14 protein-coding genes are annotated in these 14,817 nt (G+C 42.2%); 1 reads left to right on the top strand and 13 read right to left on the bottom strand.

The features are described from left to right. Positions 1-31 precede the first annotated feature (31 nt). From mutM to D5F11_RS06480, 11 genes are all read right to left on the bottom strand, one after another. Entirely contained in the window at positions 32-862 is an 831-nt protein-coding gene (gene mutM / locus D5F11_RS06525; RefSeq protein WP_120115429.1) for a DNA-formamidopyrimidine glycosylase, read from the bottom strand. A gap of 42 nt (positions 863-904) precedes the next feature. Next, complete coding sequence (gene polA, locus D5F11_RS06520; RefSeq protein WP_120115514.1) at positions 905-3,526, bottom strand: DNA polymerase I; 2,622 nt, start codon at positions 3,524-3,526, stop codon at positions 905-907. Between the two features lie 253 nt (positions 3,527-3,779). Beyond that, positions 3,780-4,127, bottom strand: coding sequence for a DUF4260 domain-containing protein (locus D5F11_RS06515; protein WP_120115430.1), 348 nt, complete (start codon positions 4,125-4,127; stop codon positions 3,780-3,782). Positions 4,128-4,146: 19 nt separating this feature from the next. Next, positions 4,147-4,311, bottom strand: coding sequence for a hypothetical protein (locus D5F11_RS26050; RefSeq protein ID WP_185830535.1), 165 nt, complete (start codon positions 4,309-4,311; stop codon positions 4,147-4,149). 79 nt (positions 4,312-4,390) lie between these two features. Next, positions 4,391-5,323: a protease modulator HflC gene (hflC, locus tag D5F11_RS06510; RefSeq protein ID WP_120115431.1), complete on the bottom strand. Its 933-nt coding sequence runs from the start codon at positions 5,321-5,323 to the stop codon at positions 4,391-4,393. Position 5,324: 1 nt separating this feature from the next. Then, complete coding sequence (gene hflK / locus D5F11_RS06505; protein WP_120115432.1) at positions 5,325-6,281, bottom strand: FtsH protease activity modulator HflK; 957 nt, start codon at positions 6,279-6,281, stop codon at positions 5,325-5,327. A 121-nt stretch (positions 6,282-6,402) separates the two neighbouring features. Then, positions 6,403-6,852, bottom strand: a complete 450-nt coding sequence (locus D5F11_RS06500; RefSeq protein WP_120115433.1) for a MaoC/PaaZ C-terminal domain-containing protein — start codon at positions 6,850-6,852, stop codon at positions 6,403-6,405. Positions 6,853-6,973: 121 nt separating this feature from the next. Beyond that, on the bottom strand, positions 6,974-7,912 hold the full coding sequence (gene mdh, locus D5F11_RS06495) for a malate dehydrogenase (protein WP_120115434.1): 939 nt from the start codon (positions 7,910-7,912) through the stop codon (positions 6,974-6,976). Positions 7,913-8,017: 105 nt separating this feature from the next. Further along, positions 8,018-9,289 (bottom strand): NADP-dependent isocitrate dehydrogenase, encoded by a 1,272-nt coding sequence (icd, locus tag D5F11_RS06490; protein WP_120115435.1) that lies wholly within the window; start codon positions 9,287-9,289, stop codon positions 8,018-8,020. A 104-nt stretch (positions 9,290-9,393) separates the two neighbouring features. Continuing rightward, entirely contained in the window at positions 9,394-10,512 is a 1,119-nt protein-coding gene (gene citZ / locus D5F11_RS06485) for a citrate synthase (RefSeq protein ID WP_120115436.1), read from the bottom strand. A 227-nt stretch (positions 10,513-10,739) separates the two neighbouring features. Further along, positions 10,740-11,222 carry a DUF441 domain-containing protein gene (locus D5F11_RS06480; protein ID WP_120115437.1) on the bottom strand — a complete coding sequence of 161 codons (483 nt, stop codon included), beginning with the start codon at positions 11,220-11,222 and terminating at the stop codon, positions 10,740-10,742. Between the two features lie 86 nt (positions 11,223-11,308). Here D5F11_RS06480 and ytvI point away from each other — a divergent pair, with 86 nt between their 5' ends. Beyond that, positions 11,309-12,436, top strand: a complete 1,128-nt coding sequence (gene ytvI, locus D5F11_RS06475; protein ID WP_120115438.1) for a sporulation integral membrane protein YtvI — start codon at positions 11,309-11,311, stop codon at positions 12,434-12,436. Positions 12,437-12,621: 185 nt separating this feature from the next. Here the strand turns inward: ytvI and D5F11_RS06470 are convergent, their stop codons facing one another. Both D5F11_RS06470 and pyk read right to left on the bottom strand, forming a co-directional pair. Continuing rightward, positions 12,622-13,008 (bottom strand): FxsA family protein, encoded by a 387-nt coding sequence (locus tag D5F11_RS06470; RefSeq protein WP_120115439.1) that lies wholly within the window; start codon positions 13,006-13,008, stop codon positions 12,622-12,624. Positions 13,009-13,055: 47 nt separating this feature from the next. Beyond that, complete coding sequence (gene pyk, locus D5F11_RS06465; RefSeq protein WP_120115440.1) at positions 13,056-14,816, bottom strand: pyruvate kinase; 1,761 nt, start codon at positions 14,814-14,816, stop codon at positions 13,056-13,058. Between the last annotated feature and the right edge of the window lies 1 nt (position 14,817).

Genomic DNA, 14,817 nt, shown 5'->3' with positions numbered 1-14,817 from the left:
TGATGGTTAAAAAGCTGAATTTAACGTATAATTATGGATTCTTTTGACACGTTGGACAAAAATGTGTCCCACGTCCCGCCACTTTTGTTTTTTCCAAAATGGTGCCGCAATCCAAACAAGCTTCACCGTTCCGCCCGTACACTTTTAGCCTTTCCTGATATGTTCCGCTCAATCCCATTGAATCCATATAGGTGTTTACTGAACTTCCTCCTGCAACGATGGAGTCTTCCAATGTCTGTGCCATTTCTCGGCTCAATTTCTCGATTTCTTTTTCCGTCAGTGTCTTGGCTTTCCTCTCCGGATGTATTTTCGCTTTATATAAAACTTCATCCGCATATATATTTCCAAGCCCGGCCACAATGGTCTGATCAAGCAGCACTGCCTTTATGATCCGTTCCGTTTTCTGAAACTCCACCTTAAGATATTCCGATGAAAATGAAGGGGAAAATGGCTCTGGACCAAGCTTTGCTAAAGGCAATTCTTTATCTTCTTCCCCTTTTTTGAATAAATGCATCGTACCAAATTTCCGAACATCGCGATAACGCAATTCGGTTCCGTCAGAAAACATAAATGTCACATGTGTATGCTTATCTGCCGGATCCCCATTTTGATTCACACTGTAATGACCTTCCATCCGCAAGTGTGAAACAAGCGCATAGTCATCAAGTATAAAAATCAAGAATTTCCCTTTTCGTTGTAAATCATGGATTGTCTGATCCCTCAAAGCATCATAAAATTGCTCAACCTCAAGAGGTTGTTTGATGATTTTGGGCCAGCTGGCTTCAACTCCTTGAATGGTTTTCCCCTGTACCAATTGAAGCAATGACCTTCTTACATTCTCAACTTCCGGTAATTCCGGCATATCCCCACTCCTTGATGTTCAAGCATATTGATGATATTTTATTTATTTTGCATCATACCATGTTGGACCGTATGAATAATCGACTTTCAGAGGAACCTTAAGCTCCATCGCATGTTCCATCACATCTGGAACCAATTTTTTCAGCTTTTCAATTTCATCTTTAGGGGCCTCGAAAATCAATTCATCGTGCACTTGGAGTAAAAGGCGGGTCTTCAATCCTTCTTCTTCAAGTTTTTTATACATATCGATCATTGCTTTTTTTATGATATCTGCTGCACTTCCCTGAATCGGAGTGTTCATGGCTGTGCGTTCCGCAAAGCTTCTGATATTAAAGTTCCTGCTGGTTATTTCCGAAATATATCTTCTTCTATGAAGAAGCGTTGATACATAACCTTTTTGCTTTGCTTCCATCACTATGTCCTTCATATAATTCCGTACACTAGGGTAGCTTTCCAAATACCGATCAATAAAAGTGCCAGCTTCTTTCCTAGTGATTCCTAAATTTTGTGAAAGACCGTAGTCGCTAATCCCATAGATAATCCCAAAGTTAACCGCCTTTGCCTGACGCCTCATATTAGATGTCACTTCATCTCTGCTTACATGAAAAACATCCATCGCTGTTTTTGTATGGATATCCATATCTTCCCTGAAAGCTTCCATCAGCTTCTCGTCTTCCGCGATATGCGCAAGCACCCTAAGTTCAATCTGTGAATAGTCCGCAGCAAAAATCACCCAATCATCCTGCGAAGGGATGAATGCCTGGCGAATTTTTCGTCCTTCTTCCAGGCGGATAGGGATATTTTGCAGGTTCGGATCCGTTGAACTCAATCTCCCTGTTTGTGTCAACGCCTGGTTAAAACGGGTATGCACTTTATCGGTATCCTTATGCACTACTTTAAGTAGACCCTCTATATAAGTTGACTGCAATTTTCCAAGCTGTCTGTAGTTCAGAATCTCTTCGATCACTTCATGTGCGGGTGCTAGTTTTTCTAGTACATCCGCCGCAGTAGAATATCCTGTTTTTGTTTTCTTAATGACAGGCAAGCCTAGTTTTTCGAATAAAATGACTCCAAGCTGTTTTGGCGAATTAATATTAAATTTTTCCCCCGCAAGGTCATATATTTTTTCTTCAATTCGTAATAGCCTTTCGGCCATCTCAGCTTTCATGTCCTTAAGTCTATCAATATCCACCTTGACGCCTGTATACTCCATATCTGCTAGAATGAACGACAATGGAAGTTCCAAGTCATAGAAAAGATCAAGCAATTCATTTTTATCCAGCTCATCAAGCAAAGGCTTGTACAGAGAAGCAATGCCTAACGCCTTTTTGGCAAGATGTTCAGCAAGAACATCTCCTTCAGCTACTTTTCTCTTGGCGCCTTTTCCATAAACCGCTTCATCTGTTTGCACGTTCGTATATTTATGACGCTGCGCAACACCGGCAAAATCAGTCGTGGATTCAGATGGATTAAGCAAATATGAGACTAACAGCAGATCAAAGTCGATCCCTTTTAATTCAATACCATGTCTTCTTAAGGAAACAATCGACCGCTTCCCGTCATAGACATGCTTTTTCTTCGTTTCATCTTCCGCCCATTTTTTAAAAGCTTCCGATTGCAATGCAGTCTCCGCAGGTAGGAAAATATTTCCTTTTTCGTTTGAAAGGCCAAAGCCGACAATGGGGCCAGTATGATAATTATCTTCAAGAATTTCCACATATAGTGCTGTATGATCAGCAAAAAGTCCTTCATTAATTGACTCGGCCGTTTGAAATTCAATAGCTATACTTTCCTGCTGATCTTCATTTTCCTCTTCGCCGCCTTCAAGCTTTCCAAGAAGGGAATTGAATTCGAGCTCCTGGAAAAGAGTTCTCAAAACCGCAGGATTATATCCCTCATATATTAAATTAGGTAGATTGATGTCAATCGGAGCTTTCGTTAAAATGGTGGCGAGTTCCTTACTCATAACAGCCTGTTCCTTAAATTCCTCCAGGCGCTCTTTTAATTTGGGACCATTGACCTTGTCGATAGATCCAAGCAGATTCTCTAAAGTATCGAATTCCTTCAACAATTTGATGGCCGTTTTCTCTCCCACTCCAGGTACTCCAGGGATATTATCTGACTGATCTCCCATCAACCCCTTCATGTCAATGATTTGTTCAGGTGTCAGGCCATACTTTTCCTTAATATGTTCCGGGGTATAATTTTCAATGTCAGTGATACCTTTTCTTGTAATTCCTACTGTTATATGGTCAGTCGTCAATTGCGTCAAGTCTTTGTCTCCAGAAATGACTTTGACTTCATAACCGTCCTTTTCCGCCTCGATTGCAAGAGTTCCGATGATATCGTCCGCCTCGTAATTTTCAAGCTCATATCGTTTAATTCCGTAGGCATCTAGCAGCTCTCTCAGAAATGGAAACTGTTCAGAAAGCTCTGGCGGCGTTTTCTGACGGCCGCCTTTATACTCCTTGTATGTTTCGTGGCGAAATGTCGTCTTCCCCGCATCAAATGCGACCAGAATATGAGTTGGCTTCTCTTCCTCTAGCACCTTCATCAGCATCGTGGTAAAGCCATAAACGGCATTTGTATAAACTCCTTTTTCATTATGCAGCAGCGGTAACGCAAAAAAAGCGCGGTAGGCAACACTGTTCCCGTCTATAAGCATCAATTTCTTACTATTTTTTCCCAAGCCAAATACCTCCTAAGCAAGCAGAACGTCCGCCTGTCTGATATTTTTATTCTAGCATGTGTGTTCGGGAATGTGAAAAAAAGAGAAGAACGCGGAAAGACTAAAGTTTGGGATATTCTAAAATTTGAGAGCATATAAGGTACATTCACCAAAAATTACCTCAAATTCCATAGACTCTCACCGCTTCACTTTTTACAAAATAAAAAGACTCCATGATAGAAGCCTATAGTTATACACGGTTTAAATGAGTGTCTTTAAATTCAGTAGAATACTTCAATCCATAACCTAACATCCTATCCATGCCAATATGAGCCGTCCATATCAAACCGATTGCCATGACTAATGGGGCCGAAAAGACCACCCCAAAGACAACAACAAGTATTGTTACTGCATATGTATGGAATACATTATATATGATTGCACCGATTTGATTATTGACTATATATCCAAACATCGAAAGATCTGGTGCAAATAAAAGTACAATAAACAATATCCAACTGAATTGGCAATGTCCATAAAGCCATAAACTTAAAGCAAAAACCACGAGCCCTTCCACATGTAAAAGCACCTTATTCAATATTCATCCCTCCAGGAAATCATTTGACCTTTTTATCAAATGCGCCTTGGCGTATTTGCGCCCAGATTTTATCGAGCTTCGCCCGATAAATTTCCTCTAAAAATCTGTGGCATCCGCCCGAGTCTTTAACTTTATTCAACCGGGGTTTGCCCCCCCACTGAATGGAATATCCATAGGCATTCATCCCACCACTTACAGAAGTGGGAAACTTCTGCTGAATGAAGTTAAACTAAAATGCCGGGTGCTCCCGCCCCGGCATTTCATCATTTCGTATATCCCTTCAGCAGCTTCGCATATGGAGAGTCAGAAGGAAGAACAATAACTGTGTCCTCGCCAATTGTCTTTTTATAGGATTCCAAGGTCCGGAAAAGCTGATAGAATTCACGATCTTTTGAAAAAGAGTCGTTGTAGATTTTGGCGGCCTGCCCTTCACCTTCAGAGCGGATCACTTCTGCATCAGCCTGTGCTTTAGAAAGCATTTCCCTTACTTTCTGGTCCGTTTTTGCAGTAATCCTATTTTTCTCCGCGTCTCCTCGTGACAAATATTCTTGGGCCGTTGATTCACGTTCGGAAATCATCCGAGTGTAAACCGAGTTTTCGTTCTCATTCGGAAGATCTGTACGCTTCATTCGAACATCCGTAACAACGACTCCGTATTCGTCTTTGGACAGCAATTCATTGACTTTTTCCGTCACTCTATCGTTCAGGCTTCCACGGGAGGATTTTTCATCATTGATAATTTCATCATAGTTCAGTTGCCCCAATTCTGTCCGGACAACGGAATAAATAAATTCCTCCATTCTCGATTCAGCGTTTTCCACCGAACGCGCATTAGCAATCATCTTTTTCGGATCTACGATTTTCCATAGCGCATAATTATCTATAATCATCCTTTTCTTATCTTTCGTATTGATTTCCGCCTGTGATACATCGTACGTCATTTGGTATTTAGGAAGGGTTGAAACGCTTTGAATAAATGGTACTTTCATGGCAAGCCCAGGTTCCGTTTTGATTCGAACCACCTCACCAAACTGGCGTATAACCTTGAATTCCCCTTCCTTTACTATGAATAGGCTAGAAATCAAAATCAGCAGAAGAGCAACCAGAATAATCAATAAGAGTCCAAATTTTGTATATTTCCTCCACTCCAGTTCGGTAGCCTTACGTGAACCAAAGTCAACTACTTTCTTATCCATGCTACTCATCCCCCTCCGTCTTCTCTGCCGGTTTCGGCTCCTCTTTTTCCATCGGCCGGATTGGGAAGTATTTTAACGTATTACCTTCATCATTCATAATGTAAATCTCCGCTCCTGGGAGCACCTGTTCCAGCGTCTCAATTGTCAGACGTTCCCTTGTCACTTCCGGGTTGCTCTTATACTCTTTATACAACTTATTGAAGACTGCCACATCTCCACGTGCGGTTTCCAGCCTTGCGGCCTTTTCCCCTTTCGCTTTGGAGATAATAGCATCCCTTTCCCCTTTTGCTTCATTCATTCGCTGATTCTCATATTTTTTCGCTTCGTTCATTTTAGTGTTCATCGTTTCCCTAGCATCCGTCACCGCTGTAAAAGCGCTTCGGACTTCTTTATTGGGAAGCTCTACATCTTTAAGCTTAACAGCCAAAATAGAAATACCGACATCATATTTTTCCATGAGCGTAGTTAAAAGATCCCTAACATTACCTTCAATCTCAGCTTTTCCAGAAGTGAGGGCATCATCAATTTTCGAACTTCCGATAATACTCCTTAAGGATGCGGATGTCGCGTCATACAACACCTCTTCGGGATTGTCCGCATTAAATAAATATTTCTTGGGATCTGTTATCTTCCATTGGACCACAAGGTCCGCAAAAACGATATTCTCGTCTCCCGTAATCATTTTTGTTTCTTCAGACAGTTCCTTTTTCCCCTCTGAATTTTTGAAACCAAACTGCAGGCTCTTTGTCTCTCTTGCAAGCTTCTCAACCCGCTGCACTGGCCAAGGAAGTTTGAAATGCAACCCCGGATCCGTTACCGTATCCTCAGCTTTGCCGAACGTCAAAATCACCGCCTGGTCCGATTCGTCCAGCGTATACCAGGAAGTAAAAAGCGCGACAATGAGCACAAGTCCTGCAATCACCATGCCTACTGCTGCGTATACCCTTTTTAAACTCATTCCCCACGTTCCTTTCTCTTTTTCTCTTAATACTATTGTATTACGCTACAATAGAAAAAAGGTTTCATTTCACATAAATAAAAAAACAGGCCTAATCGCCTGCACTTTTACTTTTTATTTGTTATGTCTCTACGGATGGATATGGCGGAGACACAAGGAGCGTGCCCGTTATGACCGTTTCTCCACTGTCTGTCCCCTGTACATTTACAGTAATCATACGATCCTGTTCATTGACATCGATAACCTCAAACAAAAATTCGATTGTAGCATAATGAAAGACTGGCTTCAGAAACTCTATCTCCTGCTTTAGGATATTAGATCCTGGACCAGGCAAATATTTTGTAACGGCTGAAATGATAATGCCGGTCAACATGATCGATGGTACAATTGGCTTTTCATACGGTGTTTGGGAAGTATAGTCATGCTGGATATACAGCGGGTTGGCGTCATTTGTCAAACCAAGATACAGCAATAGATCCTTATCTTCGATTTTCTCTGTCAGTTTCAGCTTTTCTCCTGATGAGATTTCACCAATCTGCCTTCCCAGCTTACGCTTTTTCCCCAATAACAATAAGAGCACCCCCGAAAAGTTTATGAGTTTACGATCTATTTTGAAATATAATACCATTTTTATTATTAAAAACAAAGAAAAAGAAAACCAACCATTATAAATGATTGGTCTTCATCAGAATTTACTCTAAAACGTTCATCACTTCTCGGACAGCGTCTGCTGATTTATCCAAAGCTGCTTTTTCCTCGGCTGTCAGTTCAAGTTCAATTACTTGCTCGATTCCATCCTTGCCAAGGATCGTAGGCACTCCTAAGTAAATGCCCTCATATCCATATTCTCCTTCAAGGTAGGCAATGGAAGGCAGCACCCTCCGCTGATCTTTCACAATAGCTTCAACCATCTCAACGAGTGATGCAGCCGGCGCATAATAAGCACTTCCGTTGCCAAGCAGATTCACGATTTCGCCTCCGCCTTTTCGTGTCCTTTCCACAATGACATCAAGTCGATCCTGTGGAATAAGTTTCTCAAGTGGAATTCCTCCTGCATAGGAATAGCGAACTAGCGGAACCATGTCGTCTCCATGGCCCCCCAAGACGAATCCTGTAATGTCTTTCACAGAAAGGTTTAACTCTTGTGCGATAAATGTACGGAAACGTGCAGTATCCAGGATGCCTGACTGCCCGATTACACGGTTTTTCGGGAATCCAGATTCTTTAAACACGGTATATGTCATGGCATCCACTGGATTTGTCAGCACAACGATATGACAGTTTGGAGAATATTTAACGATTTCCTGCGTTACGCTTTTCATTACTTTCTGGTTTGTTTGCACCAGATCATCACGGCTCATTCCCGGTTTTCGGGCAATGCCTGCAGTAATGACGACAACATCAGAGTCTTTCGTGTCTTCATAGTTGGATGTACCAATGATTCTTGCATCGAATCCTTGGACCGGACTCGCCTCTAACATGTCCAGCGCTTTCCCTTTTACAGTGTTCTCCATTTTTGGAATATCGATCAGGACGACATCTCCAAGTTCTTTTTGTGCTGCCAGGAACGCTGTTGTAGCCCCTGTAAATCCTCCACCAATAACAGATATTTTTTTCCGCTTTAATGACATGGGGAAGTCCCTTCTTTCATTAAATTTCACACTAATTGGAGACTGTTTTAAAAACAGTCTCCAATTTTATGCTCTTAAACCCAATTTTCCCTTGAAGAAAGAAATTTAATCCATGTTTTCAATCAATTTAGTTCCGAATTCAGAAGTTTTTACTTCTGTCGCACCTTCCATTAAGCGGGCAAAGTCATATGTGACAACTTTTGATTCAATTGTCTTTTCCATTGACTTCGTAATTAATTGAGCAGCTTCGCCCCAGCCGATATGCTCAAGCATAAGAACTCCTGAAAGAATGACTGAGGACGGGTTCACTTTATCCAATCCCGCATACTTTGGAGCTGTTCCGTGCGTAGCTTCAAAAATCGCATGGCCTGTATCGTAGTTGATGTTTGCACCAGGAGCAATACCGATTCCTCCAACTTGTGCTGCCAATGCATCGGAGATATAGTCCCCGTTAAGATTCATTGTCGCCACTACATCAAATTCTTTGGAACGAGTAAGGATTTGCTGAAGGAAAATATCAGCAATCGCATCTTTGATAATGATTTTTCCAGCAGCTTCTGCGTCAGCCTGCGCTTTGTTCGCAGCTTCTGTTCCTTGCTCCTCTTTGATTTTGTCGTATTGGTTCCATGTGAATACTTTGTCTCCGAACTCCTGCTCAGCCACTTCATATCCCCAGTTTTTGAAGGCACCTTCTGTAAATTTCATAATATTGCCTTTATGTACAAGCGTTACAGATTTACGCCCTTCTTTAATAGCATAATTGATTGCTGCACGGGCCAAGCGTTTTGTTCCTTCTGAAGAAATCGGTTTGATTCCAATGCCTGAAGTTTCAGGGAAGCGGATTTTATTTACACCCATTTCATTTTGAAGGAAATTGATCAGTTTTTTCACTTCTTCGGATCCTTCTTGATATTCAATCCCTGCGTAAATATCCTCTGTATTTTCACGGAAAATAACCATATCTGTATCTTCCGGACGTTTTACAGGGGAAGGAACTCCTTCAAAGTAACGGACCGGACGCAGACATACATACAGGTCAAGCTCCTGACGCAGCGCAACATTCAATGAACGGAAGCCACCGCCGATTGGAGTTGTAAGGGGGCCTTTAATAGCGATAAGGTATTCTCGAATCGTATCCAAGGTTTCCTCAGGAAGCCATTCACCGAATTTATTATGGGCTTTTTCACCCGCATATACTTCTTTCCACTCAATTTTTCGTTTGCCGCCATAAGCTTTTTCTACAGCTGCATCTAAAACTCTTTGTGACGCAGCCCAAATATCAGGGCCTGTTCCATCTCCCTCAATAAAAGGAATGATTGGATGGTCAGGCGTATTTAATACACCATTTGAAACTGTGATTTTTTCAGCTTGAGACATATCTAAATCCCTCCAATTTCAGTATCAAAGGTTAGAAAGCAAAAGCCTCTAACCTTTTCCCCGCTCTATCATATCAAAATACAACATAAAATTCTAACTCGTCATTATTTGCGCTCGTCAAGCGAGATGTATGAGCGCATTCCCGGTCCGATATATTCTGCCCGTGGACGAATCAGACGGTTATTTTCGTACTGTTCTAAAATATGTGCAAGCCATCCTGAAGTACGGCTTACCGCAAAAATTGGCGTAAATAAATCGTGATCAAATCCGAGACTATGGTAAACAGATGCAGAATAGAAGTCAACGTTCGGAGGTAATGGTTTTTCGGAAGTAAATACCTCTTCAACCTTGATAGAAATGTTGTACCATTCCGGCTCACCGGTAATTTCAGTCAGTCTTTTTGACATTTCTTTCAAGTGCTTAGCCCGCGGGTCTCCCTTGCGGTAAACACGATGGCCAAAGCCCATGATTTTCTCTTTGTTCTCAAGCTTATCTTTGATATAGCTTTCAGCATTGTCCGCAGAACCGATTTCTGTAAGCATTTTCATAACCTGTTCATTTGCACCGCCATGCAGAGGTCCTTTTAATGCTCCGATAGCTGCTGTGATTCCTGAATAAATATCTGAAAGGGTCGCAACACACACTCTCGCGGTAAAGGTAGATGCATTAAGCTCATGGTCTGCATGGAGGATTAGCGCCTTATCCATCGCTTCAATTTCGATTTGGTCAGGCTCCTCGCCTTTAATCATATACATGAAGTTGGCGGCAAAACCTAGGTCTTTGCGTGGAGCAATCGGCTCAAGCCCTTTGCGGATACGGGCAAATGCGGCTACAATTGCAGGCATTTTCGCTTGAAGGCGGATCGCTTTTTGATAGTTTGCTTCTTTATCCATCACTTCTGCGTCTTCATCAAAGATTCCAAGAGCGGAGACTGCTGTCCGGAGAACGGCCATTGGATGCACTTTATCCAGTGGATATGTTTTAAAGCTGTCGAGGACTTCCTGCGGCAACTCCATATTTTCTGCTAACTGCTCCTTTAATTCCTGAAGCTGCTCCTTTGTAGGCAATTCAAGGTGCCATAATAAATAAATGACTTCTTCGAAACTTGCATTTTCAGTTAGATCATCAATGTTGTAGCCAACGTATGTAAGCGTGTCATCAATGATGGAACTTATAGAGGACGTTGTGGCTACTACCCCTTCTAACCCACGTGTTGCTGTCATTGAAAACCTCTCCTTTATCTCTTTTTTAAAATTCCTTAGGTGGAAAGCACGTAATACAAATTGTTAGGGGAAAACTTCAGACAAAGAAAATAGTTATGTGGAAAATCATAATGAACTTATCTTCTATTATAAACAAAACTAAATTCTTGTCTATTTTTCAACATTTTATAATGATTCATATTTTTTATACCTAGCAATAAGATTTTCTTTATAGATGGCTAAATTTTCTATCCACCCATGCCTGATCCCGAGCGGAAAACCTCGAAAAACTTCATTGCTAAGTAGGCTATGCCTGCGCCAATCAACGGGCCGACAGCCACACCTTTAAAGAGGGAAACTGCCATAATTGTTCCAAGGACAAGTGCGGTGGTGATATGGGGGTCTTCGGATAATAACGTGACCCCATATTTTGCTATGATGGCTACCGCCATCCCAGCGCCAAGAGCAATCCAAGCGTACGGGGACTTGATCGCTCCACCGAGCTCCTTAAAACCGATATACCCACTTGCAATAGGTGCTAAAACAGCAATCGTGATAACAGTGACTCCCCAGTTGATTCCCTTCGCTTGAATCATGGTAAAGAGTTTTTCATCAGCTCCTGCCAATTTAAGAATGATCAGAACCGCCACTGCGATGACAAGTGATTGGTTTTTTGCGGCTATCCCAATTCCTAGCAACAGAATCAAAAAGAAAAAAGCTTGATTGAACATAGAGCTCATCCTTCCAAATTCGTACAGTTTTTTACCTTATCATGGTATCATAGTATGTAAATAGATTGATAAGGTGGGTGCTTCCTTTGAATCGTGAAAATGCAGATAGGGTTGTCCGCTTTTTTATTGTCATTATCGTTGCGGCTGCGTCCCTCCTATCCATATACTATGCTTCAAAAGTTATTTACCCATTTATCATAGCTCTAATTATTGCCACGGCCATCAATCCCGTAGTGGGGATTTTAGAAAGAAAATGGAAATTCCCCCGTACCTTAGCTGTTTTGACCACATTAATCGTTTTGATTGGGATTTTTACCGGGCTAATCACACTTTTGATAGCCGAGATTGTCGCTGGTGCTTCCTATCTTGCAACAGTCGTCCCTGAACATGTCGCCACTCTGATCAAATATTTAGAGAAGATGTTTGCAAACCAAGTGATCCCTTTTTATAACAAACTGGCAGGCATGTTCCAAAGCCTGGACAGCGGTCAAAGGGATACGATCATGAACAGCATTGACGAGACAAGCGGACGAATTACAGAAAGCGTGACGGCTTTCCTACAAAACTTTTTCCTTAAATTACCTGGCCTTGTGTCATGGATTCCAAACGCCGCCACCGTGATCATTTTTTCCTTATTGGCTACTTTCTTCATCAGCAAGGATTGGGAACGGCTGTCCGTCCTTACCAGCCGCCTTCTTCCGAATAAAGTGAAAAGCAGTGGCATAAGAGTGTTTGCTGATTTGAAAAAAGCCCTTGTCGGCTTTGTCAAAGCACAGATCACACTGATTTCCATCACTCTTGTCATCGTTTTAGTCGGCCTGTTGATTCTACGTATCAATTACGCTATCACCATAGCACTTATTTTGGGCTTGCTCGATTTGCTTCCATATTTAGGGACCGGGACAGTATTTGTGCCGTGGATTATCTATGAAGCAGTGACAGGCAATATTGGTCTTGCTATCGGGCTCGGAATTCTATATACAGTTGTGATTGTCCAACGCCAATTGATGGAACCGAAAATCCTCTCTTCCAATATTGGCTTGTCTCCTTTAGGAACACTCATTTCCTTATTTGTGGGCTTTAAACTGGTAGGGTTTCTCGGGCTTATTTTGGGCCCTGTGACATTGGTTCTGCTCACTACTCTTCATAAGGCGAATGTTTTTCGGGACATTTGGGCTTATATTAAAGGCCCCCCACCGAAAATCATGAAATAAAAATTCTAGGAGCCAGCAGCGTTCGTCCTTTGCGAGAGTTGCCGGCTCATTTATTTCAAGGAAATTTTCCATGGTGAAGGAACCCTTCCAGCATCACGACCGTTGTTTTCTTCCCCTGATAGTCGACATAATCTTCATTTTTCCAAATCTGCTCTGTCACGAAAAAAAGAGCTTCCGCTCTTTTTTTACCGATATATATAAATCTGCTTTCTTGAAAACCATCTCTTAAAGATTTTCAAGAGAACAGGCTGGATCATTCTTCTCGTAGGTGGAAGGATCAGCAACAGCCCTGTGAGGTCTGTAATGAAACCCGGTATCAATAGAAGCAGGCCCCCAAACAAAACACAAACACCCTCGATAAGCGCCTCTCCGGGTGGATATCCGGATCTCATTTGCTCTTGCATTTTTCTTAGCACTCCCATGCCCTGCTGTTTTGCAAAAAAAGCACCGAGAATCCCAGTTGCAATAATAAGAGCAATCGTTGTGAAGCCGCCTATGGTTTTGCCTGCCAAAATGAACAGACCAATTTCCAAAGCCGGGACGACAATGAACAGGAAAAGTAAAAATCTCAAATTTTGTCACTTCCCTAATGGTCTTTACTCTATTATATCACAAGTCCTCATAGAACACTCGCATGACCATTGTACACTACTCCGCGGGTACCATCGACGGTTATTTCCTGCCCATCATGGAAAATGCTCGTTGCATTGTCCACTCCAACTATGACTGGAACCCCAAGATTGATTCCGACTACAGCCGCATGGCTGGTCAGCCCGCCTTCTTCCGCAACAAGAGCCGAACATTTTTCAAGAGCGGGAACCATTTCCTTGTCTGTTCCAATGACAACCATAATGTCGCCTTTTTCTACTTTTTCCAAGGCTTCGCTGGCATTTTTAACAATGACTACTTTTCCATAGGCGGACTTTCTTCCAATTCCTTGCCCTTTTGCCAAGACGTCTCCAACAACATGCACTTTCATCAAGTTTGTTGTCCCCGCTTCCCCAACTGGAACCCCTGCTGTGATAATGATGAGGTCTCCATGCTTTACTATACCAGTGTTAAGACTCTCAGTGACTGCAAGATCAAGCATTTCATCTGTTGTTGTCACCTTCTCACCAACTTGGGGAGATACTCCCCAAACCAATGTCAGGAGTCTGGTCACTCCAACACTGGATGTTACAGCAACAATCGGCGCTTTTGGGCGATACTTCGAAATCATCCTTGCTGTATGTCCGCTTTCTGTTGGTGCCACAATGGCATTTACACCAAGATTGATTGCAGTGTGAGCTACTGATTGGCAAATGGCGTCCATCATGTTGTGTCCATTATACTTGCTTACCTGAGAAAGGATCTCTTTGTGGTTCAGTGCTTTTTCTGCCTCAAGGGCAATATTGTTCATGGTTCGGACGGCTTCCACTGGGTAGGCTCCCGCCGCGGTTTCTCCAGAGAGCATGACTGCATCTGAACCATCAAAGATGGCATTCGCAACATCGCTTGCTTCCGCTCTTGTCGGCCTTGGATTTCGCTGCATGGAGTCGAGCATTTGGGTAGCCGTGATAACCGGTTTACCAGCCTCGTTACATTTTTTAATCAGCCTTTTTTGGACCATAGGAACCGATTCAGCCGGAATTTCCACTCCCAAGTCGCCTCTAGCGACCATCAGGCCGTCCGATACCTCTAATATTTCATCAATGTTGTCGACGCCTTCCTGGTTTTCGATTTTTGGAATGATATACATATGAGCAGCATCATTTGTTTCCAGCAGCTGTCGAATTTCGAGCACATCAGAGGCCCTCCTTACAAATGAAGCCGCGATGAAATCAACGCCTTGCTCTACTCCAAAAAGGATATCCTTTGCATCTTTTTCGGTAATTCCAGGTAGGTTGACGGAAACCCCAGGGACGTTTACTCCTTTTTTATTTTTTAAAGTTCCGTTGTTCAGAACTTTCGTTATTATTTCATTGTATTCTTTTTTCAAGTCGATCACTTCAAGCTCGATTAATCCATCATCTAGTAAAATTTTGGAACCGACATGAACATCATTGATCAAACCATCATAAGTAACGGATATTTTTTCATTCGTACCTAATACCTCTTCCATGGAAACAGAAAGTATTTGACCAGTTTCCAGCTCAATCGCTCCATTTTCCATATCGTGCGTTCTAATTTCAGGACCTTTTGTATCAAGCAGGATTCCAATTTCACTTCCAGCTTTTTCAGCAGCTTTACGGATATTGGTGATTCGCTCACGATGCTCATCCTGGGTCCCATGGGAAAAGTTCAGTCTGGCGACATTCATTCCTTCCTCTATCAATTGTTGAATTAGCTCTGGGCTTTCACTTGCCGGTCCGATCGTACAGACTATTTTTGTTTTTTTCATC

It is taken from the genome of Siminovitchia terrae (assembly GCF_003605405.2).
GTDB classification, from domain to species: domain Bacteria; phylum Bacillota; class Bacilli; order Bacillales; family Bacillaceae_C; genus Siminovitchia; species Siminovitchia terrae.
Note: the sequence above shows the minus strand (reverse complement) of the source record. Positions and strands in the feature narration are given on the sequence as shown.